This is a genomic window from Bacteriovorax sp. As-1 (assembly GCF_058446905.1).
In genome coordinates this window covers 2849534-2874530 of the sequence record NZ_CP184341.1, presented here as the reverse complement: position 1 = coordinate 2874530, position 24997 = coordinate 2849534, and the positions used below count along the sequence as shown (strand labels likewise).

Genomic DNA, 24997 nt, shown 5'->3' with positions numbered 1-24997 from the left:
AAAAAATCCCTATAATGAATTGGTCAAAAGTTTTTCTAAAATCTGTGGGTAAAAAGCGTTTTCAATTAAAAGACCACGAGACTTAAACTCTTCCAGGGTCTCGCCTGATATAAGCGGGAATCTCTTTTGAGCAATAATCTCTCCAGTATCCATCCCTTCATCAACATAATGGATCGTGCATCCACTCTCAGTCACACCAGCGCGGTAAGCATCACCATAACCATCTTTCCCCGGAAAAAGAGGCAGAAGCGAGGGATGGATATTAATCACCCTCACTCCAGACTCTCTAAAGACGTGGAGAAACTTAGGAGTTAAAAGCTTCATATAACCAGCAAGCACAATCCAGTCTGGATTAAAATCGGCCAGACGGACAATCAGCTTCTGGTCATAATCTTCTTTTGATTCAAGTTTTTTCTTTCTGACACAAAGAGCAGGAACATTTAAACGTTCTGCGCGCTCTAAAACGCGTGCCTCTCTCCTGTCACTTAAAACGCACACCACTTCGGACTGCCCTGAAGCTTTGGCCCATTTCATAATGGCCTCTGCATTTGATCCCGAACCTGAAGCAAGGATGGCGATTTTTTTCATAGTAGTGATTTCCCAATGTCACTGCGGTATTGGGCCCCATCAAAGTGAATTTGCTCAACATAATCGTAGGCCTTCGCGCGGGCATAAGTGTAAGTCTCAGCTAAGCTTGTCACTCCCAAGACTCGCCCACCTTTTGTTTTAAGCTCTCCCTTTTCTTTAGAGACACCGGCAAAAAACAAATAGTCATAGGATGAAAGGTTAAATGTTTTAGAAAAGCGAATTTTGTCTCCGCTTCTAACGGCAACACCTTCTGTTCCGGGATAGCCATGAGCGGCCATGACCACATGGATGGCCTTCATTTTTTTTCTTTCGATGCTTTTATTTTCTGGAAGCTCACCCTTAGCTGAATTTAAAAGCCAAGGTATTAAGTCTTCATTTAATAAAGGAAGGAGCACTTGAGTTTCAGGGTCACCAAAACGGGCGTTAAACTCTAAAACTTTAAAACCTGTTTTTGTTTTCATCAGCCCGGCAAAAAGAATCCCGCTAAAAGGAGTCCCTTCTTTTTTCATTCCGGCCATCATCGGAGAAAAAACATTTTGGTTGATCCACTCTTGTTCTTCATCCGAGACAATTATTGCTGGAGAAAAAACCCCCATACCGCCCGTATTAGGTCCACGGTCATTGTCTCTCAAGCGTTTATGGTCTGAAGCTGTTCCTAAAAAGGTAAAGCGCTCTCCATCGCATAAAGCGAACGCCGAGACTTCCATTCCTTCCAGGCACTCTTCGATAATAATATGATTGGTGTTTTCGCCTAATAGCTTTTCTTTCATCAGGGAAAGAATGGCAATGCGGGCTTCGTTTTTATTCTGGCAAACAACGACACCTTTACCAGCGGCAAGGCCGTCGCACTTTACGACCATCTTTTGCATAGGAGATTCTTCAGCAAAACGCAGGGCCGCTTCAACATCAAAAAATTCCTGATAGTCCGCTGTCGGCACACCGTACTTTTGCATAATCTTTTTCGCAAAAGACTTTGATGACTCTATTTGTGCTGCTTTTTGTGTTGGACCGACAATTAAAAGATTGTTCTCGCGAAAGAGATCGACCACTCCAGACTCCAGAGAAGCTTCAGGACCAACCATGGTCAAATCGATCTTTTCACGAAGGGCAAGGCGCAAAAGCCCTTCACTATCAGTTACATTGATATTTTCTATTTTTAATTCAGGAAGAGTTTCCTTCATTCCTGCATTTCCAGGAGTCACCACCACTGATCTTACCAGCTCTGACTCCAAAAAGTGGTCGCATAAAGCATGCTCGCGACCGCCACTTCCGATCACTAGAACTTTCACATATACCTCGTGCTGTATTCGCTTAAATTAAATTCTTCACCAAAGACCCCCACGCCATTGATTCGTTTTGAAACTTCATTAGCGTAGGACTTGTAAACGGCCTCAGCTCTCATTTTTGTATATTCATCAAGTGGAAGAGGTGTAGATTGATATTTTTCCTGGCAGAGCGACTTAAAGTCTCCACCGTAAATAGTTGCATCTCTTTTGGCCGCTTCTAAACAGTCATACCAAGAACTCTTTTTATAAAACTCTCTCAAGAATTCCTTCGAGAAGCTCTTTCCTTTATAAAGCAGCCGAAGCTCATCAATTCCAATGGAGTCAACCAGCATAAATGATCTTTTGCCTTTGATATCCTGAACAAAGGCCACTTCAATTTTTCCATCTAATAATGTCAGTCCCATGTCTGCATGAAACTTAAAGAGATTAAGTGCAATAAGCGCCGTCATTTCACGAAGCTCGCTAAATTCAGCTTCGTTCATGTGAGAGATTCCCATCGCCTCTTTGTAGTCGATATAGCGGTCTCCTCTTTCAAGCTTCGTCGAAAAATCAATCACTGGTTTTTTCAAAAGACCCATCTGAGGAACTTCGTTAAAACCGTAAGTTTCCCATTTAGCTAGATCGCTACCTAACCTTTTAGAAAGTGAATTACCAGGAGGTAATCCCAGGCGAAAAATCACTTCTAGTGGAACAAGAGCATTCACTGGTTTTGTTTCATAAACACTGTAATCATAAACTTCACCATTCATTGGAGGGCGAAGGACTGAAATGTTTTTAACTTTTAAGTACGGTGAATTCAGCTCAATCTCGCGCTCTTCTAAAAGAGCATGGTGAAATAAACCAAAAGTCTTAAGTTTCTTATAAAGATATGAATGCGATAGTGTTTCTAAATAATCAGGGTCAAAGTTATTTAATAATGAAGGAGCTTGAAATAAATTCTCCCAGCTTGCAGGATTTCCCAGGTGTTTAAAAAAGCTCTTCCCCATAACGGCCAGAGTTTTTCCTTTTTCATCCAGGGCATCCGGCATTTCACCCCAGTCAAAGACCGAAAAGCGATCAGAGAATTCAAAGAGTAAATCTTTTGCAGACACTTCCCCCCTGACATTTTTCACCGATCCACGGTACAGTACAGGTGGTAGTTGTGTCATGTATTACTCCCTATGTAGACTTCTCATGTCCTGGAAGTTCTGTGCACTAGCGATATCAACAGGGTAACAACCATTGATACAGGCCATGCACAGACTTTCTTTTCCAATACTTTTTTTAGTAGCTTCAGTTGATAAGTAGATAAGTTTTGTAGCGCCAAGATACGATTGGACTTCTTCAATTGTTTTATCACTGGCCACCAGTTCTTTTGGATCTGGAAAATCCACGCCGTAATAACATGGATACCTGATGGGAGGACATGTGGTTGCAAAATAAACTTCTTTTGCTCCGGCCTCTTTCACCATTTCTATAATTCTCTTAGACGTCGTCCCGCGGACAATACTGTCATCGAGTAATAAAATATTTTTCCCCTTAATCTCGCTGGCAATCGCTGTGAGCTTTAACTGCACGGCACGTTTTCTGCTTTCTTGTGTATTAAGGATAAAACTTCTTTGGATATAACGATTTTTAATTAAAACTTCGCGGTATGGGATTTTTAGTGTTTCGCTTAAGCTGATTGCGGCCACGCGGCTGGTTTCAGGAATTGGAACGACGATATCAGGAGAAATCTCGCCGCTCTTTATGAGCTCTTTAATTTCTTCGCCCAGGTTTTTCCCAAACTCTAAGCGTGCAGAGTACACACTTCTTTCTTCTATAACACTTTCTGGGTTAGCAAAATAAACCCATTCAAACATACAAGACTTCGGAGCGATTCCTTTAGTCTTTGAATAATCAACCGAAGAAAAAATCTCTCCGCTTTGATCGATAAAAATAATTTCTCCCGGGGCCAGGTCGCGGATAACTTCATAACCCAGGAAATTAAGTGCATTGGATTCTGAGCTAAAACAATAGCTCTTTCCAAAATGCCCTGGATGCAAGGCCTTTTCTTCTTCAGAAAGTTTTCTCTCTCCTAAGATCAGAGGTCTAAGTCCATGTGGGTCTCTAAAAGCAAAAAAACCTTTATCGGCAAGAAGACCAACAGAAGAAAACCCACCTTTAGCTGTATCAAACAATGTTTTAACGGCCGCTTGGAATTGATCGAAGTGATTAGGCACATTCTTTTCTCGAAGCCCGTCTGAAAGAATATTGAGCATGACTTCCAGGTCATTGTTAGTGAAGAGGTGTCTTCTCTTTTCTTCCTGAACGTATTTTTTTAACTCGAAGTAATTAACGATGTTTCCGTTATGAACCATTCCAATCCCGTGAGGATAATTGATGGTCATAGGTTGAATGTCGCGTTTTGAATCAATAGGATTTTTGGGACCAACAGTGGCATAGCGGGTGTGAGCGATACTCATAGTGCCTTCAAATCCCGCCAAGATTGAAGGCACAAATACATCGCTAATAAGACCTAAGTCTTTATACTGGTGGAAACTTTTTGTATTGAAATCAAAACTTAGAATTCCGGCGGCGTCTTGTCCTCGGTGCTGCAGAAGGAGCAGACCTTGATAAGCTTCTTGGACTGAATAGGGAGTTCCGAAAACTCCAACAATTCCACACATCGCAATTCTCACCGATTAATTAGTAAAACTTATAGATGACATTAAGAAGACTAATTATTATTATCAGGTATGGCCACCAAAATCTTTGATGTTCATTAAATTTTTTTTCGGGCATGATTTTTTTAACTATGAATAAGATAACTTCAAGCACAGTTCTCGGAATCCTAGGAGGCGGTCAATTGGCCCGTATGACATGCCTCGCCGCAAATACTTTCGGCATCCAAACCCACGTTTATTGTACTGAAAAACACCTCTCACCTGCTGAACATGTCGCAACAAAAACATTTAAAGGAAACTTTTTCGACCTGGAGGCCATTCTCAACTTCTGCCAATCCTGTGATGTGGTCACATTAGAAAATGAATTTATTGATCAACACATTTTAGAAAGTATTGATGAGAAGTTTCCGGGAAAACTTTTTCCTAATTCAAAAACATTTAAAAAGATCGGCGATAAGATTAGCGAAAAAGAAAGTTTTGCTAATGCTGGAATCAGAGTTGTCCCTTTTAAGAAAGTGACTTCACCTGATGATGTCGCTCGCTTTGCTGAAATTTACAACTACCCTCTCGTCCTTAAAAGTTCTAAAGGTGGGTACGATGGTTATGGAAATGCGACTATCAAGTCAGCGCAGGATTTAGAAGAAAAATTTAAACTCCTAAAAGGCGACTTACTAGTCGAGGCCTTTATCCCTTACGAAAAAGAACTTGCGATCATGGTGGCAAGAAATAGGGACGGTGAAATCATCACCTACCCCATTGCCCACACCATTCAAGAAAATCATATTTGTCACTTCGTCAGTGTGCCGGCCGATATTTCTGCCGACATAGAAGAGCAAATTAAAAAGGCCGCTCAACTTGCCATGACAACTATCAATGCTGTCGGCATTTTTGCTTTTGAATTTTTCCTGACAAAGGACGGGACTCTCTATTTAAATGAGTCGGCCCCGCGCCCTCACAATAGTGGCCACTACTCAATCGAAGGCTGCATCACCTCGCAGTTTCACAATCATGTCAGAAGTGTGCTCAATCTTCCTTTGGGAAAAGCTCACCTTAGAACTCCTTCTGTTTTAATGCTCAATCTTTTAGGAACACAGGAGCAAGTGGCAGAACTAAATCCACTAAAGGATTTTCTCAATACTAAAGACGGCCATCTTCACCTCTACGGAAAACGTTTTTCTAAAAAAGGACGCAAGATGGGTCACTTCACTCTTTTAGGCGAAGACTCGCAAGAAATGATGGAAACACTTAAAAAATTAAAATCGGGATATACACTATGAAAAAATCTAAAAATCAAAAGCCTCTCGTTGCCATTATTATGGGAAGCCAATCTGACTGGCCGACCATGAAAGAGGCCTGTGATGTTTTAGAGGCCTTTCAAATCCCCTACGAAAAACAAATCCTTTCAGCACACAGAACTCCTGATGAAATGAGGGCCTTTGCGATCTCTGCCCGCACGAATGGATTAAAAATCATTATCGCCGGCGCCGGAGGTGCAGCTCACCTTCCAGGAATGACTGCGGCCTACACAACTCTACCTGTGATCGGTGTTCCAGTAGTTTCTAAAACCCTTCAAGGAATTGATAGTCTTTATTCAATCGTGCAAATGCCTAAAGGGATTCCTGTGGCCACCGTAGCAATTGGAAATGCCAGCAATGCAGGTTTACTTGCCGTGCAGATGCTTTCAATGAATGATGAAAATCTCGCCGGGAAAATTGAAACTTTCAGGCAGAGGCAAAGTCAAGACGTTAGAGAATCCAATAAGCTTCTAAAAAAATCAAAGTAATTAAAAGCATCCGACATAGGTATCAGTGTAAGGCATCACGTCTGATCTATTGCCCGTGCAACTATTGTAATAAGGGTAAGCGAACTCCCCATCACAATACTTAAATGTGCATTGACCATTTCTAGTCTGAGTTCCAGAGTTTGTACTAAAGAGACATTCAGATGTCCTATTTTGAGTGCCTCCCGCACCTGTTGCTGAACACGCTCCCCATGCGGAGTATTTTAAATACGAAGTTCCCCCAGTGCACACTGACCAGGGCGCATACGTCCATTAACGCTCGCGCTCTTCTTCAACCTTTTCATAGTTTCTGATGTAGGCCTTCGTCACTCGCTCAAAAAGTGAGTCTGAGTCTGTAGCATCATACTCGTCTTTCTTTCTGAACTTCTTAGCTGAAATACTTTGCGAGAGGATTCTTGAATCATTAGAAGCTTCTTTGTATTGAGAAGTGGCTTCACTTCCCGGCGCTTTTGCCGGAGCAGTATTGTGGGAGAACTTAGGTGGAGCTGAATGCCCTAACATTTTCTCAGTTACCGTTTTACTTCCCGATGAACTGCCACCTGATGAACCTCCCACATAATACCCATATGATCCACCAGAACTCTCATAACGGCTTCCACCTAAAGAAGCCGACTTGTAGGCCTCTGATGCTCCTTCAGTGCTACTAAACTTTTCAAATGAACCTTTCATCGTTTCACCGAATGAATTGTTCACCACACTAACCGGTGAGCTCGAAGAGGTTGCAGGATTAGCAATCTTTGTTTTCTCTTTGCTTCCAGTTGTTGGATTTGGATTTGGAGTCGAAGTCGGAAGAATTGAGTTTGATTTCTCTGCAATCTTTTTTTGGTTTTGTGAAATATTGGCAAGAGACTTTTTAGCTATCGCCATTGAAGCTCCACTTAAACTCAGCCCATCTCCTGTCGAAATTTTAGCTGAACTAAACGAGCTTCCAGAAGATGATGAAAGCCCGATTCCAGATGAAGATGTTTCAGCAACAGTGGAAAGTGATAACGACTTTTGATCTCCCATCGCCACAGCTGTAGCATTGGCATTAATCAGCGCTCCGCCTTGATTAACAGCTCCCACATTGGCTGCACTGACTTGCTGCAAACTCTGAGTAGCAAGCGCGAGTTTTGCCGGAGCCTCATTTTGTTTTGCATTCGAAACAGAGCTCGACTTCTCCCCAGACCCAGAAGCTCCGTTAGCAAGAGCGTTTTTAAGTTTTGCCAGGTAGGTCTCTAGTTTCGATTTCGCAGCAAGAAGATTTTGCAGCTTCACTCTATCTGCTTCCAAAATGGCATTAGTTTTTTCTGTCACGTAGTCGAAGTACTCTGGTCGATTGGCCGCCTGACCTATGACTGCATCAGCAGCTTTCCAGGCTTCCATATAACCTTTCATCGCATCCTTGTTTCCACCGATTCCCAGCTTCTCCATGAAGGCGCCTGCGCCTCCAACAATTTTTTTAGCATTTGCGCTTAACTCAGTTTTTGTTTCACTCTTTTCATTTTTCTCAACTTCGGCCAGAGCACTTTCTCCATCTGGACATTTAGCACCGGATTTCTTGCGTGCTTTTTCCATCGCCGTAAAAGCTGTTTCCATGGGTGATGACCAGTCATAGTTTGAGTCATTTGATCTTGGCAATGCGGCCATCGTATCTTTTAAATAGTCTGCAAACATTTGCATTCTATCGTTGAGCGCCTCACTCTGCATCTTTGAGAGATAAACCTCTCCATACGACTGAAGAGACCCAGCCTTCATAACCGGGATTTGCTCCTGAACAACTTCACAACCAGGAACCGGGTCTTTTTCTTCAACCACTTTACATGATTTATTTCCTTCTTCATCTGTTTCACATTTTTCAATTTTCTTCTTTCTCTCACACGCAGCTTTCGCCACTTCTAATGATGAAGCAAAGGCCTTATCGCGGAGATTGAAATACGCTTCCATCGTCGTTGTATTTTCTTTGCTGTTTGCCTCTGTTGATTTTAAAGCAGCAAGAATTAATTTTTCGCGAAGTGGAATGCGTCCATTTTCACCATTCACACTTTCAATACTTGCCGAGACTGTATCAATTTGTAATTGAATGGAATCAACTTGCAATGTAGAACCATCACCTTTTGTTAGCTCTCCCATTTTCTGCTCTAAACTGGCAATGCGCTCATTGAGTAATTTATCGCGGGCAATCTCCCCACTGGCGTAACTTTTGATAGCTCCCCACCAGTTCGCAAGGGAGCCAGGCATTTCATCTCCTGCCCCTTTACAAGATTTCGCTCCAATCTCACTTGCTCCTGATAACACCACAGCAAGCTCATAAACTTTTTTGTTATAGGCGTCTTCATCCACTTCTGTCGTATTTCCATTTGAGGCACTATTAGAGCTTCCAGGGCATCCCGCAGGAATTCCGCCAGGGCCTGGCCCAAACACGGCGCCACTGCAATCGGGTTTAGCGTCTCTTGCTTTTTGGGCTTCCTCAGGAGTGTTAAAAGCAGTACCTATTGTCTCTCCTTTATCATTAACTAAAAGATTCACTCCAATACCGGTAATAAACATTCTCGTACCTGCAGGAACTGGAGTTCCATCTATATAATAAAGAGTGAATGGTTTCCCTTCACTATTGGTGAATGTCGGCTTAGCCCCTGTCGGCGTAGGCTCGGCAAATGCACTGGACGTAAGAAGTGAGACCATACATAGAGTGTTTAGAATCTTCATAAAGATATCCCCATCACTTGGTGGAAAATGAATGCGACTTATAAATAGTATTTTATTAGATAAACGGAATTTTTTAGGATTGGCAGCAGGGAAATCAGTCAGTTAACTGTCCTGTGTGACCCGGGGCCTCTGATTTCAACCACTCCTGCGGGACCATAAGGGTCTCCTTACGTAGAAGGACTGCCAATAAAAGAGGCCATTAGATTAAATCAGGCCTTTCTTTTTTCAAGTATTCCACAATTTTTTTAATTTCTTGTGCATCCTTCACCGGGGCCACTAGAGTGACTTTATCATTCACCACCACAATATGTTTTTCCATATTGATTAAAGCGACGAATTTATCCGGAGCAAAGATAACGTTGTCAGTAGAATTTAAGAAGAACTCTCCATCTGACTTAACGACAGTGTTTCCGTGAGTCTCATCAATCACTGATGAGAGAGCATCCCAAGAACCCAGGTCATTCCAGTCAAACATCGCAGGCATAACAGCAATGCGGTTTGATTTTTCCATGATGGCATAATCAATCGAATCGCTTGGAAGTTTTTGATAAACCTTCTTCATCTGTGTCGGATTTTTTGTCGCTTTCATTAAAGCATCGAAGTGTTTATACATTTCTGGAGCATGCTCAGCAAACTCCTCCAGAAAAACGCGCACCGGTGCTACGAACATCCCTGCATTCCACAAGTACTGTCCGCTCTTGACGTATTCTGTCGCTAATTCATAGTGAGGCTTTTCTTTAAAGCGGGACACTTTAAAAGCTTCCTCATTAAGCAGCTTTCCTTTTTGAATATAACCAAATCCCGTATGCGGGAAATGAGGTGTGATTCCGATGGTTACGATTTGCTGGTTTTTATGGGAGAAATCCGCCGCTTTTTTTACTGTCGAATGGAAACCTTTTTTATTCAAGATAACATGGTCACTGGGAACGATGGCCACGACATCATTCTGATCTACACCTTTTTGTAAAAGGCTGGCCAACGACATCAGAATGCATGGCCCGGTATTTCTTCCTGTCGGCTCAAAAATAATTCCACTTTTATTGATTTTGCCTTTACTCGAAGTTTTACAGAGTTTTTCCTGCTCTTGAGTGGTCACCACAAAACGTTTTTCTTTTGGAACAAAGCGGTCAAAGCGCATGAGTGTCTCTTCTAAAAGACTGCGGCTACTGATTAAATTCAAATATTGTTTTGGTTTTTTCTCTACAGACTCGGGCCAAAAGCGCGTGCCTTTCCCACCGGCCATGATAAGAGAATAGAGATTATAAGATTTTTTCATAAGGACCCTTACGGCATCTTGATGATGGTATAGTCCTGTCCCATGAAAAGAGATTTTTCTTTTGCAACGTAAGCTTTTGCCTCTTCAGGCGTGTTGAAAGCTTCAAGACTTACTCGGTACCACGTTCCTTTGCCCTTGATATCGATCTGGTTGATGATTGGGTTGTAGCCTCTTGCTCTGAAACCTTCAGCGAAAGCTTCGGCCTCTTTTAAAGTCCTGTGGCTTCCCAGCTGGATTGTGTATTTTCCACTTAACGTATCTTTAGTTCCTGCTGCCGGAGTTGCTTTTGTTTCTCCGTGAGCTGCTGCTCCACCATGCTCAACACTCATGTTGCCATGACCTGCTGACTGGGTGGCACCACCGCCAAACTCTTCACTGATTTTTTCTTGAAGTTTATTTTCGATGTCTGAACTTTCAACTGTATTAGCTTCTGGATTCGCTTTAATACGAGAGAGCTCTTCTTCTTTGTTTGAAAGAAGCTCAACCACTTTCTTCTGGTCTTCTTTAGTGATGCCGGCCATTTCCAATGAATAGTTCTTACCGATCTTTACCCCTAATACAAATGAGGTAACAGCAATCAGAATCATGAAAATGAAAATTAAAGCAACTTCCTTCTTCGCAAAGACATACAATTTAGTTTTTGAATCCATGACTCAATTTTAAACGCGATCCCGGGAGGTTGCAATGGACTTTTTTTACCGCAGACCATTGTTTGGACCACCTCCCTAGCTCTACTCAACCCACTTTCAACACAACTTGTGGGCCTCTTTGTTGCAAATCTGCCCCTACGAAAACAGGAGGAACTATGAAAACAATTAAAAAACTCACAAAAAACCAAAAGGGCCAGGGAGTCATGGAGTACGTCATCATTTCCAGTCTGGTGGGAATCGTCTGCATCACCGCAGTTAAAGGATTCGGTGGCGTCATTAAAGAGCGCGTGGAGGACATGAAAAAATCCATCGTCGAAAACATCAAGAACAAGTAGTCCTATGATTCTGGTCTACATTATCTCCTTTAGTGTTCTTATTACGTCGGGCATTTTTATGACCGACGTGCTTTTTACTGCCGACAAAAAACTGGAGGAAGTCCAGCAGAGATTTATCCATAAGACCCGCTCTTTTCATAATAAACAAAATGACCAAAAAGGAAGCATCACTTTAATGGGTGCTTCACTAACGCTCATCTTCTCTTTTCTCTTTATGTACCTGGCCCTTAAAATGAAGGTTGAACTCAAAGAAGCGCACTATCGCAAAGACACCTACCTCTGTTTTCAGTCTCTCAATGTCGAAACCCAAAGCTATATCGACAGCATGGCAAAATTCAACTGGGCCTTAAGAAGTCTCTACATAGCGGGTTTAATCACCCCTAAGGCAAAGGCCGCTTTTAAGGCCATCAAAATGGCCCGGGATCTAAATCATTTCCTCTATTTGAAAAACTTACTAAAGAATAAATACTGCAAAGGAATCAACGGTCCTTTTTCTTACTTAAAAAATTTTCCCTTTAAAACTATCCAGGCCTTCTTCTTACAAACAAACCCCGATGCCACGACCATACTAAGGAGTCCGAAATGGAGAGCTGTCGTTTACAAAAAACCTCAAGGTATCAGAGAGGAAAAAGCTTTCTGCCTACTCACCGAATTCGAGGCCGAAGGCCCGTTAAAACCCAATCTCAAAATAAAAACTTTCGAATATGCAACAAAGGGATTTTCGAAATTGAAATGCTTATCTGGGTTTCTCTAATTCTTTTGATCATCACCAGCCTTTTGTCTATTCATAAGATCTATGTGAAAGAGCACCAACTGGTGCAGGAGGAGTTTCAGCATGAATGGGATAAGCTCAACGCTAGAGCAGGAAATCAAAAAAACCAAAGAGGAAAAACACAAGGAGAAATTTAAACTCCTTCTAACGATCGCTTTAACCAACATCATGGTCGCTCTTCTATGTTTGCAAACAAAAGAAGAGACAAAAATTAAAAAGAATAACAAAACTCTTCACCTCAACTATCAGGTGATGGTGCTTCCACTTTCGGCCATGCTTAGTGAAGAAGCACTGGAATCTCCAGAGACGATCGTCACTCTCTACACTAAAGACAATCAACTCATCTCCCGCAAGGCCTTTTTGCATGAGCAGATCCGCAAAGAAAACGACATCACCTACTTCAAGATAGAAATCGCCAACACAGATATTCACAAAGTCAGTGAGAATTTAAATCAGGAAATGGTAGGCATTCCTTATATTGAAATCCCTGAGACAAAAAAGTCCAGGCCAGCTTTTAGAGGGTCTCGTTATGAAGTTAATTTGTAGTTTAAGTTTGCTGCTCTCTTCAACTCTTTATGCCCGCGAAGTGATACTGGTGGAAAACAAAGCGACTAAGGAAGAAGCTCAGATGGTGCTTAGAGTGCTGCAGGAAAAGTTTAACATCCCCAGAAAGCTCATCACCATCAGGAATATCGCCAATGAATGCGCCAAAGACTCGGATGCGATTATGCATTTATGCTTAAAAGAAAACGCGGAATTCGACATTGTGAAAATGAATAAATTTGTAGTGGAAAAGACTCTTAGGGTGTTTTTAGAAATGGAGGAAAACTAATGAAGAAGAAAAACTCTGGCCGAGACGAAAGCCTCGGCCTTTATATCCAAAACTATTTAGTTTTAGCAGCAGTTTTTGCTTTTGGAGCAGTTTCAGCAGTTAAGTGGATAGCGAACTTTGGTGTCGTTCCTTTATTTCTGTTAGCTGCTTTTCTTTTTGAACCAGCGTTCTTTGCTTTTCTTGCTCTTCTATTTTCAGTTACACATGTTCTTGAAACCATCGGACAACTCCTCTATAACCGCTTAAGTAAAAACGGCATCAACACTAATAATTTACTTTGTTTTAAAAACCTAAACTTTAAGCCCTCTTTTTTACCCAGTTTCAGACCATGTGTCAAAGGAATCTTTGTCTTTCTCTCCCTGATTCAAGCCTCATACGCTGAGGATTTTGTCCTCTCCAAAGGGCAATCCATAACCCTTGCCCTTCCTTCATTGGAGAAATTCAACATCGGCAACAAAGAGGTCCTGAGTTATCGCTTCAATGAGAAGGACAAGACCTTGATTATTCGCGGTGCAAAACTTGGAACTAGTGAAGTCCTAATCTGGGAAAAGGGCCTATCTCTTCCAAAAGAGCATCAAGTTTTTGTAATCTCCAAGGCCCAGGAAGCTAAGTTTTTACACCTTGCGCAACTATTGCACAGTTTGGGACTGGAAACCCAGGTCCAAATCCCTCACCTTAAAGTAAGCGGAGAACTGGGAAGTCTCAAGCAGTATTTGCAGTATAAAAAGATTCAGGCCCAATACAACGACATGATCCTGGATGAGGCCAATCTTTCACGCGAACTTAAAAAAGAGGCCCTGGCGGATATTTATCAGCTTTTTTTTAACGACTACAAAGACTCCGTCTCCTGCAAAGTTTTGTATTCAGACATCACGTGCCTTATCCCCTCTAATGAAGTGATTGGTGAGAGTCTGAAAAAACACCTGAGTGAAAAATACAAAGTCACTCTCCTGGAAATCAACAATCAAAAACTAGGAAACAACTACTCTTTTAAACTCAAACTCATTCAACTCGAGCAACTTGACGGAGAAGAACTGCGCCTGGGACTTGAACAATTGAGCACAACTCTAGGAGAACTTTTAAAAGTTCCTCTCAATAAGATCGTCGAAAAAAATGCCGTTCTCCTTAGTCAGAAAAAAGTAGTGATGAACACTCTGGCCGAACCTTCCGGGCTTATCCGTCCGCAGTCTCCTGCTGAATTTCAAATAGGGGCCGACATTCCCTATGTCACCACTAGTAAAGAAGGAGTCAGCAATACCAGCTGGCAGTTTGCCGGTTTAAAAGTCAAAGTCACACTGGAGAACTTAGGAGATAAAATCAAGATCAATTACGAAACTGAACTCACTAAACCCTCCGGAGAAAACAACAACTCCATCTCCGGCAATAAAGAGCGCTCTTCAGTAGTCGTGCCATTAGGTGAAGCCACACAACTTTTTCAGGTGGTTTTAAAAACAGACGCCAAAGGTGTTGACCAGATGCCTTTTTTAAACCGCATTCCTATTTTAGGAGAGCTTTTTAAATCAAGAAGCTCACAAAACAATTACAAAATGATCACTGGAATTCTCGAGGTAAAAAACAATGAATAGACTCCTGGTCGAATACCAAAATGACATTCTCATTCTTTTTAAAAACCATTACCGCAGACTCATCACCAAAGGAGTAGGCTTTGATTTCCAAGACGTCTTAAAAGACACACTCATTGACCTCAATATCAAAGAGGCAAAACCTGAAGAAATATATTTTTTGAAATCTTGGTTTGAGTTAGTTCATCATCAAAGATATTTTGAAAATTTCACCGAGCACCCTTTTACTGAAATCATTTTTCACTCACCTAACCATGTTCAGGTCATCGGTCTTCATAAGAAAGACTCTTTTGAAATGGATCATCTTTCAGAGGAAGATTTCCAGCTGAGTCTGGAGGTGCTGAGTTTGAAGTCACAAATCAGCTGGAACTTTAAAGAGCCTTTTGCCAGTTTTAACATGACAGTGAAAAATCTTTCTTTAAGGGCCACATTGATTCACTACTCTACTTCGGCCAACAGCAAGTCAAAAGTTTTTTTGCGAGCGATCCCCTCGTCTACTCCATCGCTTGATCTTTTTCAGTTGGGGCCACAAGCAAGTGAGCTTCTTAAAATGATTGTGAAAGAAAAAAAGAATGTACTTATTTCAGGTGGAACAGGATCAGGAAAAACCACACTCCTGCGCTCATTGATTGCTCATATCCCGCGCGAAGATCATATCATCGTGCTGGAAGACACGTATGAAATCCTCAACCAGCATCCCAACCAGACATCTTTTCTCGCCAATAAAGAACAAAGTAATAAATCCCTCAAAGACTATTGTGCTTATTCACTCAGGATGAGTCCTGAGCGCTTAATTGTCGGGGAAATGAGATCGACGGAGGTGGTGCCTTTTCTTCTGGCGATGAACACTGGCCATAAGGGACTTATGAGTACAATTCATGCCAGTTCGGCAGTAGATGCACTCTCTAGGATCTCTCTGCTCTTTTCGCTTTTTTCAGAATCAAAAGATATCTCGTTTGCACTGGTGACGAAACTCGTCTGTAAAAACGTCGATTACGTCATCCATCTGGAACACAAACGCATCACTGAAATCTGCCGGGTCATTGGCTCAGAATCAGAGACGCCTTTTTATGAAAGGCTTTATGAGGCCCCTAGTATTTAGCGACTAAGATTTCATGGGCGCGAAGCAGAGCATTCGTGATGTCAGCGCTCGCAATCTTAAAGCTCACTGAAACCGATGTCAGGTCGTAGAACTCGACATTGATATTGTTAAATGAGTTTTTAAGATTCTCCACCAAGTCCTGGGCCTGGTCTAAGTGGCATCCAACAAATGAAACAATGGCGTATTCTTTTTTCTGAAGGGTGCTCACCGCTTTAAGTTTGAACTTCTGGTCCTGGTTTTTAGTAATCGTCGTTCCACCTAAGCTTGGGTCGATACTTGATCCGACGAAAACCGGGATGTCTTTTCTCTTTGTTGGAAGAAGAGTCGTGGGAAAAAGAACTTTAGCACCCAGGCTCGCCAGGGCCGTGGCCTCATCGTAAGAAAGTGTAGGAATGAATTTAGCATCTTTGACTAAACGAGGATCAGAGCTTGCAATCCCCGCGACATCTGTCCAGATTTGGACGAGAGATGCATCGATGGCCTCTCCAAAAAGAGCGGCCGAATAATCCGAGCCTTCTCTTCCTAAAGTAGTCGTATTGCCCAGAAGATCTTTTCCAATAAAGCCTTGAGTAACAACAATCCCTCCTGCATTTAAGTGCGGGATCACTAATTCACGGGCCTTCTCAGCAATCACATCAATCTGCGGCTCAGCTTTCTGGAAATCAGAACTCGTCTTAATGACATTTCTGGCATCGAGAAAAAGAACTTTTCTATCCGGAACGCGAAGACGGATAAGGTCTGAAACCAGAAGTGAAGAAATACGCTCACCAAGACTATAGAGCTGGTCCATAATCTTGGGAGTGTAATGTCTTTCTTTTAAAATTTCAGCGCCTACAAACTTGATTTCATCAAAAAGGAAATCGAGCTCTTTTCTCACAGCTTCGCTTGAGAAAAGATCGTGAGCGATTTTAGAGTGTCTTTGAATCAGTTCATTAATCAGAGAATGAAGAGTGTCTTCATCTCCTCTTTGTCCCGCGCGGGCAATGAACTCCAATTGGTTTGTCGTATTTTGAGTGGCAGAAATCACAACGACTCCAATGTCATTGTTGTTTTCCACAACGTTTGAACAACGAAGCATAGCTTCTGCGTCTTTTACACTGCTACCACCGAATTTTGCGACAATCCACTTGTTCATGACTAATCTCTAGTTAATTTTTTGTATGAAGTTTTACTTGGGATAAGAGCTTTATCACCAAGACGCTTTTTCTTATCTTCTTCGTAATCAGAGAAGTTACCATCGAAGAACACAACTTGATCACCTTCAAAAGCAATCATGTGAGTGGCAATTCTATCCAAGAAGAAACGATCATGGGAAATAACCACGGCACACCCTGCGTATTCCATTAGGGCCTCTTCAAGCGCTCTAAGTGTGTTTACGTCAAGGTCGTTGGTTGGCTCATCCAGAAGCAGAACGTTTCCTTCTTCCTTAAGCATCGCTGCCAAGTGAACGCGGTTTTTCTCACCACCAGAAAGTTCTTTAATGCGTTTTCCTTGGTCTTCACCAGAGAAGTTGAAACGTGAAATATAAGCGCGTGCGTTTACTTCGCGTCCACCAAGTTTTAATAGGTCTAGGCCGCCAGAGATGGCCTGCATAACAGTCATTTCCGGATCAAGAGTCCTGTCCTGGTCAACGTATGCTAGCTTAACAGAGTCTCCAATTGAGATTGTCCCTTTCGTTGGCTGCTCTTTTCCAGTGATCATTCTAAAAAGAGTTGTCTTACCGGCACCGTTAGGCCCGATAACACCAACGATTCCCCCTGGAGGAAGTTCGAAGTTCAGGTGTTCATAAAGAAGGCGATCCCCGTAAGCTTTTGCCACGTCATTAAACTGAACAACTTTCTGACCAAGACGAGGTCCTGGTGGAATGAAAAGTTCATTGGTTTCGTTACGAGCTTCAGACTGCACCTGCTGACGTTTTTCATATTCAGCAATACGCGCTTTAGATTTTGCCTGACGAGCTTTAGGAGCAGCACGAATCCACTCCAACTCTTCTTTAAGCGATTTTTGTCTTTTTGATTCCGACTTTTCTTCCTGAGCAAGACGTTTTGCTTTTTGCTCAAGCCATCCAGAGTAGTTCCCTTCGTATGGGATCCCTTGACCTCGGTCTAGTTCAAGAATCCATCCAGCAACGTTATCTAAGAAGTAACGGTCGTGGGTTACGGCAATAATTGTTCCTTTGTAGTTTTGAAGGTGACGCTCTAACCACCATACTGTTTCAGCATCAAGGTGGTTGGTAGGCTCATCCAGAAGTAAAATATCTGGTTCTTGAAGCAGGAGTTTACAAAGAGCTACACGACGTTTCTCCCCTCCTGAAAGAACCCCACACTTTTGATCAGCAGGAGGACAGTTTAGAGAATCCATCGCCAGGTCTAGGCGAGAGTCTAAGTCCCAAGCGTTAGCAGCATCAAGCTTATCCTGAAGGTCTGCTTGTTTTGCATAAAGCTTATCCATTTCAGCATCAGACATTTCTTCGCCGAATTTCGCGTTAACTTCATCGAACTCACGAAGAAGATCTACTACGTATTGAGCTCCCTCTTGAACCACTTCTCTAACTGTTTTTTCTGGATCAAGTTTAGGGTCCTGCTCTAGGTATCCAACAGTATATCCCTTCGCTAGAGTTGTTTCACCTAAGTGATCTGTATCAAGACCTGCCATGATTTTAAGCAGTGTCGATTTACCGGCACCGTTTAGACCAAGAACACCGATCTTAGCTCCATAGTAGTATGAAAGGCGGATGTCTTTTAAGACATGCTTTTGCTTGTAGACCTTTCCTACTTTATTCATTGAATAAATGATTTGTTTATCGTTCACGTATGACATGATTTTTCCTCTAAAAAAAGGGACTGATTGAAGGCATGATTCTACCTAAAAAAGGGCATTTTTGGAAGGAGATTCACTGGAACAATGCAACTGGCCATCACTGGACGACGAAATATTGAAAAATGGAATAAAGATAAAAGAAATAGGCCGGAAGAAAAAAGAGCGCCAGGACGGAAAACTTGATTAAATCGGCCACTTTTAAGAATTTCTCAAAACAAAGTTCCTGTAGATGCCAGACTTCACGCACTACCTCGCTCACTCCGGCCTTAGGAGAAACCCCATTTTCCCTCCAACGCTGGACGTGCTCTTTCATTCTTTGGGCGCAAAACGAAAACTCACGGTAGCGCATTAAATCTCCATCTAAAACCTTTGAATCGGCCAGGACTCTGGATGCGGAAATCCCCACTTCGGACATAGACGCAAATAAATAGAGTCCTTCCATCACTTTGGAAAACTTATTAAACATCAAAGTCTGTGTCTTTTTAATAGAGAAATTAAAAACAATGATCGCTAAAACTTGAAGACACAAAATGAAGAAAAGACTCGTAGGATTAAGAGGTAAATCGGCCAGAGAACTAGAAAGCCAAATAAAGCCCCAGGTCGTAAAAATGATGGCCGCAAATTGTAAATTCCCTCCGAGGATGAGGCCCTTCATTTTCTTTTCAAACTGCAAATCCTTAATCACGTTACTTCTTAATTCCGGCAAAATAAATTTGAGATTCACTCCCAGCTTCCGGTGGGCCTCTAAGAGTTCGTGCAATAATTTCGCGTAAAATTTGTACTCGGGAATTTCTATCTCTGTTGTCTTAACCCCCATTCCCATTTTAGCTTCCAGTTCTGGAAGAAAATTTAAAAGTTTTTCTCCCGGAGGATGTTTCTTTTTAAAAAGCTCCCACTGGCGCAGCGCCCGAGCTTTTCCCCACAGAAAAGTCCAGCTTTTTTCTGGTAAAAAAATCAGTGAAAAGAGGCTTCCCAAATAAACGAAAAATGCTGTCATCATGAAGGAGACCTTAACAGAAGTCTCTAAGTCTAATGAATCCGAAGGCGAGTTTTTAGTGTAGGTTTTTCATTGTTGAAAACCCCTCTTTTGAATTGACGATAAAATCCATATTTGCAATAGTTTACCTATGAAGAACACCACAGAAAAAGACCCAAAAAATATCGCAGAACTTGGACGTATTAACCAGACAGACCTGGCCGATTACAATCCTCTTCAAGAAAAAATCGACTATCTTGAAATGCGTATTAAAGTCTTGGGTGATATCTGTACAGAGATCAATCCTTACGATCAAATCTCTGATGATTTAAAAATGCGCTTAATGGATTTTAATATCCTCGATCTAACCGACCCCTTCAAAGTCACCAACCAATTGCTGATGCTCCTTGAGGACACAATTGATGAGCTTCATGTGCTGAAGCCATTTAATGACAGCGATCTTCCAGTCAAAGAAATCCTCTAATGAACAAACCAATTCCGAAGGTCAATCTCCACCCGGCCTCATGTAAATACTTAAAGCTCGGTCATCCCTGGATCACCGAAGACACTTATACAAAACGCTTTCCAAAAGACGCTTTTTTCCTGATTGGTGCGGATGAAAAAAACCGCCAGGACGTCGCTCTTTTAATCAACGATCCTCTTCATAAAACAGTTAAAGCAAGGCTTTGGAGCTTAAACAAAACTGAGTGGACACTGGATTTTAAAGACGTTTTAAAAGCGCGCATGAAAGCGGCCATTGATAAACGCCGTCCGCTGATGAAAGAGAGAGAAAATATTTTCTTAATCAACGGCGAAAGCGATGAACTTCCAGGTCTTTTGATTCAACTTTTAAAAGATGAAGTGATGATTCAGTACTACGCTCTTTTCTGGAAAGACAAAGAGGATTTAGTATTAGAGAACTTAAAAGAGAACCTTCCTCACCTGCAGGAAATCTGGGTGCAGGAAAGAAATTTTGATCAGGCGAAATCTATCCGCTCAATCAACGGTAAAGATAGTTCAGAATTTACACTGACTGAGTTTGGTCTGGATTACAAAATTAAAATCAATCAACACTACGACTTCGGGATTTATTCCGACATGAGTGCGATTAGAAAAAATATGCGCCCGTATTTAGAAGGGCAAAAAAGTCTGCTGAACCTCTTTAGTTACACGGGAGCTTTTTCTGTGTACTGCTTAGGAATGGGTTTTGAGAAAGTGACTTCTGTCGATCTTTCTTCAAAATACCTGGCCTGGCTGGACGAAAATATCGCCCTTAATCCAACATTAGATAAAACATGCCACTCGAGTCTTTGTATGCCGAGTGAACGAGCTATGGATAAGCTGATCTCTGAAGGCGCTAAGTACGAAGTGATCGTCTGTGATCCTCCAAGTGCTTCAAGCGACGGGAATAAAGTTTCCAATGCTATTAAGTCTTATGAGACTCTCCTGCCGCAAATGCTGGAGCTTTTAGATGAAGAGAAAGGAAAGATTTTTGCTTTTCTTAACACTCACGCCATCAGCTGGAATAAGTTTGAAGAAAAACTTAAGGCCATCGTGGACTCATCTAAATTTAAAAATAGAGTTGTGATTGGCAAGCGCTTTAAGCTTAACGAAGACTGCACTCCGCTTAAGGGTTTCCATGAAGGCGATTACTTAAAAGGATTTTTGATTGAATTTAAAAGGAAATAAAATGAACATGATTATGCTTGTGCCGCTTTTAATCGGCAGCGTGGGAATTCTGCAAGGAACCATCAACCGTCACGTGGCCACTCATATCGGAGTTGCTCAGGCGACCTTGATTTCAAACGCAGTGACAGTTCTAATCTGTATCGCTTTCTATGCACTGGTAAAATCAGTGCCATCACTTGTCCCGGATTTTTTCCAGGTCAAGGCCCCACTGACAACTTATAAATGGTGGTTTATTTTCCCACCTATTTTTGGTTTTTGTATCGTCACCGGAATCCCTCTGGCCTTCGCAAAACTTGGAGCAGTAAAAGTCACTGTTCTTCTGGTCGCCGCCCAAATGGTAACCAGTGTAGTGTGGGATATTTTTGTTGAAGACATTGGCGTAAACATGATGAAATTTGCCGGAATCTTGTGCGCTTTAGTCAGTGTTATTTTAATTACTCTTTCTAAAAATTAGGTTCAGCCTGGGAGATATTATGACTTATAGTGGATTTTGGAGACGCTTTGGCGCTTTATGTATAGATGGATTCATCCTTTGGATCGTTTACATGATTCTGATGATTGTTCCGTTTTTCCCTCAGGTTTTATGGATCATTATCTCAACTTACTACCATGTAGCTTTTGAAACTTCTCCTCTACGTGCCACTCCAGGTAAGGCCCTCCTGGGAATTGCCGTCATTAAACCAGACGGAAGAAAGCTGACAATTAAAGACTCAATCATCAGAAACCTGATGAGTTTTATTTCCAGCGCTCTTTTATGTGCCGGTTACTTCATGGCCCTTTTTTCAGACAAAAACCAAACCCTTCACGATATCGTGGCCGACACGATTGTTGTAAAAGAAAAATTTGCTGAAAACGATTTCTGGCAAATCTTTGTGGCCCAATCAAAAATCATCTTTGCCACAGATAAACACTCTGACATTCATGTAGAGAAAAAATTTGACGGGCAATCACTGGAAGAACTCTATAATCTTTATCAAAAAGGCATTTTGACAGAAGAAGAGTATAATAAGAAAAAAGAAGAATACTTAAGCCGTATATAGATAAAAAAAAGCCTCCATAATGGAGGCTTTTTTATTTGTGTACCTATTAAGATTTTACGATTCTCGTTCTCCAAGCTCTGATATCCGGAGCCAGGTAGTCGTACTTCATGCTCGCAAGCGTGTATGAAGCGTATTCGTAGTCAGTCGTGTGAGTTAAACACTCAGTTGGACAAACCGTTGTACAAAGACCACAGTACATGCAAAGTGCAGTGTCGATTGTGTATTGCTTAAGATCAAGACGAATTGGCGTACCGTCCTTAGTTTTGATCTTTGGAGCGTCAGTTGGTCTCTTAACAGCAGCGATGTAGATACAGTCTACTGGACAAGCAACCGCACACTGAAGACATGAGATACAGTTTTCAGCATCGTTAAAAAGACGAGAACGAGAGTTTGATGGAAGCTCTTCTCTTACTTCCGGGTACTCGATCGTAACAACTTCCCTTCCCCATACGTATTTAAAAGTAATCCCCATCCCTACAGCTGTCGACTTAACAGCGTAGTAAACGTTTTTAAACCACTGACTAAGTGTCAGTTCTGGTTCAGCGGCTTTTTTAAGGTGAATCGTTTCCATATTATTTCCCTATAAAATTAAATTATCTGTCTACTTCCCCAAGAACGATATCGATACTTCCGATACTCGCTACAAGGTCGGCCACCATCTGCCCTGGGGCAATGATTGGAAGCATTGACGTGTGAGTGAAACATGAAGACTTCACTTTTAATCTGTATGGAGTTTTTCCACCGTCAGAGATTAAGTGGTAACCTAACTCTCCACGCGGACATTCAGTTCTCATATAGATTTCACCTGCTGGAACTTTGATGATCTTTGAAACTTTGCCCATTACCGGCCCTTCTTCAATTCCTTCAAGCACCTGACGGATGATTTTGATCGATTCGAACATTTCAAAAATTCTTACGTAGTAACGGTCCCAGCAGTCTCCCACTGTTCCTTTTTCCCCTTTACCAGTAACGACGTTGAAGTCAAATTTTTCGTACATACCGTATGGACGGTTCTTTCTTAAATCCCACTCAACACCTGATCCACGAAGAACTGGTCCAGTTGCTCCGTAGTCGAAACATTGCTCTTTTGTTAACACACCAACGTTAGCTGTTCTTTCGATGAAGATTTTGTTTTCCCCAACAAGCTGGTGGTATTTTTTAAGTTCGCCTTCAAAACGGTCAACGAAAGTTTTAACTCTTCTTAGTTGGTCGTCATTGATATCGTTCCAAACTCCTCCGATCCACACGTAGTTATAAAGCATACGTGCACCAGAAAGTTCTTCAAATAGTCTTAGGATTTCTTCTCTGTCCTGGAAACAGTATAGGAAAGTCGTGAACGCTCCCATATCGATCCCGTATGTACCGAAGTAAACCAAGTGAGAAGCAATTCTTTGAAGTTCAGCAATAAGGATACGGATGTATTCCGCTCTTTTTGGAACTTCAGTTCCCAGCATTTTTTCAACAGCCAGACAGTATCCCCATTCCATTGACATAGCTGCAAGGTAGTCCATGCGGTCAACGAAAGGGATAACTCCTCTATAGTCTAAATTTTCAGCGTGTTTTTCGAAACAACGGTGAAGGTAACCAAGGTGTGGTGTCGCTTCAACAACGATTTCCGAGTCAGTTTTAATTTCAACTCTTAGAACCCCGTGAGTGGCAGGGTGCTGAGGACCCATATTCAGAGTCAGTAGGTCTGACTTTAAAACTTCCATATCCCCTAAACGGATTTTTTCTTCTTCGTGAGTATGAGCAGACATTATTCACCGTCCTTTGCGTCTTCTGATTCATCTGAATCGTTAGATTTCCAACTTGCAGAAACCTTTTTTGGATCGCCAATTTCTTCTTTTAGTTTTTTACCGAACATGTGATCAGCTGAGTTGATCTTGTGAGCTGGATTTACCACCATGTCTAAGTATTTCTCTTGAACAACGTAATCACGTCTTAAAGGATACCCTTGCCAGTCATCTGGAGTAAGAATACGGCGAAGATCCGGGTGACCAACAAAGTTCACACCGATCATGTCGTAAGTTTCGCGCTCCTGGAAGTTAGCTGCATTCCACACGCTTACCACTGAGTCGATCTTTGGAAGTGTGTCTTTATTGTTTCCTGAACCATCACCACGACCAAGCTTTGTTTTTAACAGAAGCTCGCGGTTTTTAGTGAAGTCAGCAAGAACGTAAGTTAGTTCAATTCTGTCTGAGTAATCTGTTCCTGTCACAGCTTGAAGAACATTGAATCCTTCTGCCTTAAGTGCCTTACACACTTCCAGGATTTTTCCTGCTTCAACCATGATTGAAGAGTCACCAACAGTTGCGATGTTCGCTACTGCATTTGATCCAGAGACCAGGCCGTTTAATTTAGATGCGATTTCGTTATGCATGTTTTACCCACTTATCACGAAGGATTCTTTCGTTTGCGATTTTCTTTTGAAGAGTCATTACACCTTCAATAAGAGCTTCCGGTCTCGGAGGACAACCTGGAACGTAAACGTCTACTGGGACGATTTCATCAACACCTTTAAGAACGTGATAGCCGTGTTGCCAGTATGGTCCACCTTTATTTGCACAAGAGCCCATTGAGATTACATATCTTGGCTCTGGCATTTGTTCGAATAGAGTTTGAATTCTTGTTGCCATTTTCAGAGTTACTGTACCAGCAACGATCATAAGGTCTGCACGTCTTGGAGTGGCCATGAAAGCTCCACAACCAAATCTTTCAAGATCGTATTTCGATCCACCAGTTGCCATCATTTCAATCGCACAACAAGCGAGACCAAAAGTCATAGGCCAAAGTGAGTTCTTGCGACCCCAGTTTAAGAAATCATCTACTTTCATCAAAACGACGCTGTCTTGCATCTCGTGCTCCCTCGTATGTACGCACAAAGTTTATTCAATTAAATCTTTACAATTATTGC

The 24997-nt window shown here is 41.9% G+C and carries 27 protein-coding genes; 12 read left to right on the top strand and 15 right to left on the bottom strand.

The annotated features are described in order from the left end of the window. Positions 1 to 9: 9 nt before the first annotated feature. Genes purN through purF form a run of 4 tightly spaced genes read right to left on the bottom strand, consistent with a single transcriptional unit; the run spans position 10 to position 4534 of the window. Positions 10 to 588 carry a phosphoribosylglycinamide formyltransferase gene (purN, locus tag ACN20O_RS14710; protein ID WP_491634669.1) on the bottom strand — a complete coding sequence of 193 codons (579 nt, stop codon included), beginning with the start codon at positions 586 to 588 and terminating at the stop codon, positions 10 to 12. Continuing rightward, positions 585 to 1877 (bottom strand): phosphoribosylamine--glycine ligase, encoded by a 1293-nt coding sequence (gene purD / locus ACN20O_RS14705; RefSeq protein ID WP_491634668.1) that lies wholly within the window; start codon positions 1875 to 1877, stop codon positions 585 to 587. The genes purN and purD overlap by 4 nt, the downstream gene beginning before the upstream one ends. Then, a complete protein-coding gene (locus ACN20O_RS14700) occupies positions 1874 to 3022 on the bottom strand; it encodes a phosphoribosylaminoimidazolesuccinocarboxamide synthase (protein WP_491634667.1) in 1149 nt (382 codons plus the stop codon). The genes purD and ACN20O_RS14700 overlap by 4 nt, the downstream gene beginning before the upstream one ends. Before the next feature lie 3 nt (positions 3023 to 3025). Then, positions 3026 to 4534 (bottom strand): amidophosphoribosyltransferase, encoded by a 1509-nt coding sequence (gene purF / locus ACN20O_RS14695; RefSeq protein WP_491634666.1) that lies wholly within the window; start codon positions 4532 to 4534, stop codon positions 3026 to 3028. Positions 4535 to 4650: 116 nt separating this feature from the next. Here purF and ACN20O_RS14690 point away from each other — a divergent pair, with 116 nt between their 5' ends. Beyond that, the gene (locus tag ACN20O_RS14690; protein WP_491634665.1) at positions 4651 to 5796 is read left to right on the top strand and encodes a 5-(carboxyamino)imidazole ribonucleotide synthase; all 1146 of its coding nucleotides are present in this window, start codon (positions 4651 to 4653) and stop codon (positions 5794 to 5796) included. Next, positions 5793 to 6302, top strand: coding sequence for a 5-(carboxyamino)imidazole ribonucleotide mutase (purE, locus tag ACN20O_RS14685; RefSeq protein ID WP_491634664.1), 510 nt, complete (start codon positions 5793 to 5795; stop codon positions 6300 to 6302). Before ACN20O_RS14690 ends, purE begins: the two co-directional genes overlap by 4 nt. A 270-nt stretch (positions 6303 to 6572) precedes the next feature. Here the strand turns inward: purE and ACN20O_RS14680 are convergent, their stop codons facing one another. The 3 genes from ACN20O_RS14680 to ACN20O_RS14670 all read right to left on the bottom strand — a co-directional run bounded on the left by ACN20O_RS14680 (position 6573) and on the right by ACN20O_RS14670 (position 10934). Next, positions 6573 to 9008, bottom strand: a complete 2436-nt coding sequence (locus tag ACN20O_RS14680; RefSeq protein ID WP_491634663.1) for a hypothetical protein — start codon at positions 9006 to 9008, stop codon at positions 6573 to 6575. Between the two features lie 199 nt (positions 9009 to 9207). Beyond that, on the bottom strand, positions 9208 to 10284 hold the full coding sequence (locus ACN20O_RS14675) for a mannose-1-phosphate guanylyltransferase (protein ID WP_491634662.1): 1077 nt from the start codon (positions 10282 to 10284) through the stop codon (positions 9208 to 9210). Between the two features lie 8 nt (positions 10285 to 10292). After that, on the bottom strand, positions 10293 to 10934 hold the full coding sequence (locus ACN20O_RS14670; RefSeq protein ID WP_491634661.1) for an SPOR domain-containing protein: 642 nt from the start codon (positions 10932 to 10934) through the stop codon (positions 10293 to 10295). Between the two features lie 155 nt (positions 10935 to 11089). Here ACN20O_RS14670 and ACN20O_RS14665 point away from each other — a divergent pair, with 155 nt between their 5' ends. The 4 genes from ACN20O_RS14665 (at position 11090) to ACN20O_RS14650 (ending at position 12873) form a co-directional block, all read left to right on the top strand. After that, complete coding sequence (locus ACN20O_RS14665) at positions 11090 to 11269, top strand: hypothetical protein (protein ID WP_102243113.1); 180 nt, start codon at positions 11090 to 11092, stop codon at positions 11267 to 11269. 58 nt (positions 11270 to 11327) lie between these two features. Further along, positions 11328 to 12023 (top strand): hypothetical protein, encoded by a 696-nt coding sequence (locus ACN20O_RS14660; protein WP_491634660.1) that lies wholly within the window; start codon positions 11328 to 11330, stop codon positions 12021 to 12023. Positions 12024 to 12104: 81 nt separating this feature from the next. Next, on the top strand, positions 12105 to 12587 hold the full coding sequence (locus ACN20O_RS14655) for a hypothetical protein (RefSeq protein WP_491634659.1): 483 nt from the start codon (positions 12105 to 12107) through the stop codon (positions 12585 to 12587). After that, positions 12571 to 12873: a hypothetical protein gene (locus ACN20O_RS14650; RefSeq protein WP_491634658.1), complete on the top strand. Its 303-nt coding sequence runs from the start codon at positions 12571 to 12573 to the stop codon at positions 12871 to 12873. The genes ACN20O_RS14655 and ACN20O_RS14650 overlap by 17 nt, the downstream gene beginning before the upstream one ends. 52 nt (positions 12874 to 12925) lie before the next feature. Here the strand turns inward: ACN20O_RS14650 and ACN20O_RS14645 are convergent, their stop codons facing one another. Then, on the bottom strand, positions 12926 to 13093 hold the full coding sequence (locus ACN20O_RS14645) for a hypothetical protein (RefSeq protein ID WP_158649600.1): 168 nt from the start codon (positions 13091 to 13093) through the stop codon (positions 12926 to 12928). 211 nt (positions 13094 to 13304) lie between these two features. Between ACN20O_RS14645 and ACN20O_RS14640 the strand changes: the two genes are divergently transcribed. Together ACN20O_RS14640 and ACN20O_RS14635 are read left to right on the top strand one after the other, a co-directional pair. Further along, entirely contained in the window at positions 13305 to 14459 is a 1155-nt protein-coding gene (locus tag ACN20O_RS14640) for a secretin GspD/PilQ domain-containing protein (RefSeq protein ID WP_491634657.1), read from the top strand. Further along, the gene (locus ACN20O_RS14635; RefSeq protein WP_491634656.1) at positions 14452 to 15558 is read left to right on the top strand and encodes an ATPase, T2SS/T4P/T4SS family; all 1107 of its coding nucleotides are present in this window, start codon (positions 14452 to 14454) and stop codon (positions 15556 to 15558) included. The genes ACN20O_RS14640 and ACN20O_RS14635 overlap by 8 nt, the downstream gene beginning before the upstream one ends. Here ACN20O_RS14635 and ACN20O_RS14630 read toward each other — a convergent pair. From ACN20O_RS14630 to ACN20O_RS14620, 3 genes are all read right to left on the bottom strand, one after another. Further along, positions 15548 to 16693: an aspartate kinase gene (locus ACN20O_RS14630; protein ID WP_491634655.1), complete on the bottom strand. Its 1146-nt coding sequence runs from the start codon at positions 16691 to 16693 to the stop codon at positions 15548 to 15550. The genes ACN20O_RS14635 and ACN20O_RS14630 overlap by 11 nt on opposite strands. A 2-nt stretch (positions 16694 to 16695) precedes the next feature. Beyond that, complete coding sequence (ettA, locus tag ACN20O_RS14625) at positions 16696 to 18378, bottom strand: energy-dependent translational throttle protein EttA (RefSeq protein ID WP_142409685.1); 1683 nt, start codon at positions 18376 to 18378, stop codon at positions 16696 to 16698. A gap of 97 nt (positions 18379 to 18475) precedes the next feature. Continuing rightward, positions 18476 to 19378 carry a hypothetical protein gene (locus ACN20O_RS14620; protein ID WP_491634654.1) on the bottom strand — a complete coding sequence of 301 codons (903 nt, stop codon included), beginning with the start codon at positions 19376 to 19378 and terminating at the stop codon, positions 18476 to 18478. Between the two features lie 127 nt (positions 19379 to 19505). Between ACN20O_RS14620 and ACN20O_RS14615 the strand changes: the two genes are divergently transcribed. The 4 genes from ACN20O_RS14615 to ACN20O_RS14600 are packed head-to-tail and all read left to right on the top strand — an operon-like array spanning position 19506 to position 22083. Beyond that, entirely contained in the window at positions 19506 to 19838 is a 333-nt protein-coding gene (locus ACN20O_RS14615; RefSeq protein ID WP_491634653.1) for a hypothetical protein, read from the top strand. Continuing rightward, a complete protein-coding gene (locus ACN20O_RS14610) occupies positions 19838 to 21043 on the top strand; it encodes a class I SAM-dependent rRNA methyltransferase (RefSeq protein ID WP_491634652.1) in 1206 nt (401 codons plus the stop codon). Before ACN20O_RS14615 ends, ACN20O_RS14610 begins: the two co-directional genes overlap by 1 nt. A gap of 1 nt (position 21044) precedes the next feature. Then, positions 21045 to 21497 (top strand): DMT family transporter, encoded by a 453-nt coding sequence (locus tag ACN20O_RS14605; RefSeq protein ID WP_491634651.1) that lies wholly within the window; start codon positions 21045 to 21047, stop codon positions 21495 to 21497. Between the two features lie 19 nt (positions 21498 to 21516). Beyond that, on the top strand, positions 21517 to 22083 hold the full coding sequence (locus ACN20O_RS14600; protein WP_491634650.1) for an RDD family protein: 567 nt from the start codon (positions 21517 to 21519) through the stop codon (positions 22081 to 22083). A 46-nt stretch (positions 22084 to 22129) separates the two neighbouring features. Here the strand turns inward: ACN20O_RS14600 and ACN20O_RS14595 are convergent, their stop codons facing one another. Genes ACN20O_RS14595 through ACN20O_RS14580 form a run of 4 tightly spaced genes read right to left on the bottom strand, consistent with a single transcriptional unit; the run spans position 22130 to position 24938 of the window. Next, positions 22130 to 22654: a 4Fe-4S binding protein gene (locus ACN20O_RS14595; RefSeq protein WP_102243101.1), complete on the bottom strand. Its 525-nt coding sequence runs from the start codon at positions 22652 to 22654 to the stop codon at positions 22130 to 22132. Positions 22655 to 22676: 22 nt separating this feature from the next. After that, on the bottom strand, positions 22677 to 23840 hold the full coding sequence (locus ACN20O_RS14590; RefSeq protein ID WP_491634649.1) for an NADH-quinone oxidoreductase subunit D: 1164 nt from the start codon (positions 23838 to 23840) through the stop codon (positions 22677 to 22679). Then, entirely contained in the window at positions 23840 to 24463 is a 624-nt protein-coding gene (locus tag ACN20O_RS14585) for an NADH-quinone oxidoreductase subunit C (RefSeq protein WP_491634648.1), read from the bottom strand. The genes ACN20O_RS14590 and ACN20O_RS14585 overlap by 1 nt, the downstream gene beginning before the upstream one ends. Further along, positions 24456 to 24938, bottom strand: coding sequence for an NADH-quinone oxidoreductase subunit B (locus ACN20O_RS14580; RefSeq protein ID WP_491634647.1), 483 nt, complete (start codon positions 24936 to 24938; stop codon positions 24456 to 24458). Before ACN20O_RS14580 ends, ACN20O_RS14585 begins: the two co-directional genes overlap by 8 nt. Positions 24939 to 24997 lie beyond the last annotated feature (59 nt).

Excerpts from the sequence above, each read along its gene's own strand:
- purN (WP_491634669.1), bottom strand. The coding sequence starts at position 588 with ATGAAAAAAATCGCCATCCTTGCTTCAGGTTCGGGATCAAATGCAGAG.
- ACN20O_RS14700 (WP_491634667.1), bottom strand. The coding sequence starts at position 3,022 with ATGACACAACTACCACCTGTACTGTACCGTGGATCGGTGAAAAATGTC.
- ACN20O_RS14690 (WP_491634665.1), top strand. The coding sequence starts at position 4,651 with ATGAATAAGATAACTTCAAGCACAGTTCTCGGAATCCTAGGAGGCGGT.
- purE (WP_491634664.1), top strand. The coding sequence starts at position 5,793 with ATGAAAAAATCTAAAAATCAAAAGCCTCTCGTTGCCATTATTATGGGA.
- ACN20O_RS14680 (WP_491634663.1), bottom strand. The coding sequence starts at position 9,008 with ATGAAGATTCTAAACACTCTATGTATGGTCTCACTTCTTACGTCCAGT.
- ACN20O_RS14675 (WP_491634662.1), bottom strand. The coding sequence starts at position 10,284 with ATGAAAAAATCTTATAATCTCTATTCTCTTATCATGGCCGGTGGGAAA.
- ACN20O_RS14670 (WP_491634661.1), bottom strand. The coding sequence starts at position 10,934 with ATGGATTCAAAAACTAAATTGTATGTCTTTGCGAAGAAGGAAGTTGCT.
- ACN20O_RS14665 (WP_102243113.1), top strand. The coding sequence starts at position 11,090 with ATGAAAACAATTAAAAAACTCACAAAAAACCAAAAGGGCCAGGGAGTC.
- ACN20O_RS14660 (WP_491634660.1), top strand. The coding sequence starts at position 11,328 with ATGACCGACGTGCTTTTTACTGCCGACAAAAAACTGGAGGAAGTCCAG.
- ACN20O_RS14655 (WP_491634659.1), top strand. The coding sequence starts at position 12,105 with ATGAATGGGATAAGCTCAACGCTAGAGCAGGAAATCAAAAAAACCAAA.
- ACN20O_RS14650 (WP_491634658.1), top strand. The coding sequence starts at position 12,571 with ATGAAGTTAATTTGTAGTTTAAGTTTGCTGCTCTCTTCAACTCTTTAT.
- ACN20O_RS14645 (WP_158649600.1), bottom strand. The coding sequence starts at position 13,093 with ATGGTTTCAAGAACATGTGTAACTGAAAATAGAAGAGCAAGAAAAGCA.
- ACN20O_RS14635 (WP_491634656.1), top strand. The coding sequence starts at position 14,452 with ATGAATAGACTCCTGGTCGAATACCAAAATGACATTCTCATTCTTTTT.
- ACN20O_RS14630 (WP_491634655.1), bottom strand. The coding sequence starts at position 16,693 with ATGAACAAGTGGATTGTCGCAAAATTCGGTGGTAGCAGTGTAAAAGAC.
- ettA (WP_142409685.1), bottom strand. The coding sequence starts at position 18,378 with ATGTCATACGTGAACGATAAACAAATCATTTATTCAATGAATAAAGTA.
- ACN20O_RS14620 (WP_491634654.1), bottom strand. The coding sequence starts at position 19,378 with ATGATGACAGCATTTTTCGTTTATTTGGGAAGCCTCTTTTCACTGATT.
- ACN20O_RS14615 (WP_491634653.1), top strand. The coding sequence starts at position 19,506 with ATGAAGAACACCACAGAAAAAGACCCAAAAAATATCGCAGAACTTGGA.
- ACN20O_RS14610 (WP_491634652.1), top strand. The coding sequence starts at position 19,838 with ATGAACAAACCAATTCCGAAGGTCAATCTCCACCCGGCCTCATGTAAA.
- ACN20O_RS14605 (WP_491634651.1), top strand. The coding sequence starts at position 21,045 with ATGAACATGATTATGCTTGTGCCGCTTTTAATCGGCAGCGTGGGAATT.
- ACN20O_RS14600 (WP_491634650.1), top strand. The coding sequence starts at position 21,517 with ATGACTTATAGTGGATTTTGGAGACGCTTTGGCGCTTTATGTATAGAT.
- ACN20O_RS14595 (WP_102243101.1), bottom strand. The coding sequence starts at position 22,654 with ATGGAAACGATTCACCTTAAAAAAGCCGCTGAACCAGAACTGACACTT.
- ACN20O_RS14590 (WP_491634649.1), bottom strand. The coding sequence starts at position 23,840 with ATGTCTGCTCATACTCACGAAGAAGAAAAAATCCGTTTAGGGGATATG.
- ACN20O_RS14585 (WP_491634648.1), bottom strand. The coding sequence starts at position 24,463 with ATGCATAACGAAATCGCATCTAAATTAAACGGCCTGGTCTCTGGATCA.
- ACN20O_RS14580 (WP_491634647.1), bottom strand. The coding sequence starts at position 24,938 with ATGCAAGACAGCGTCGTTTTGATGAAAGTAGATGATTTCTTAAACTGG.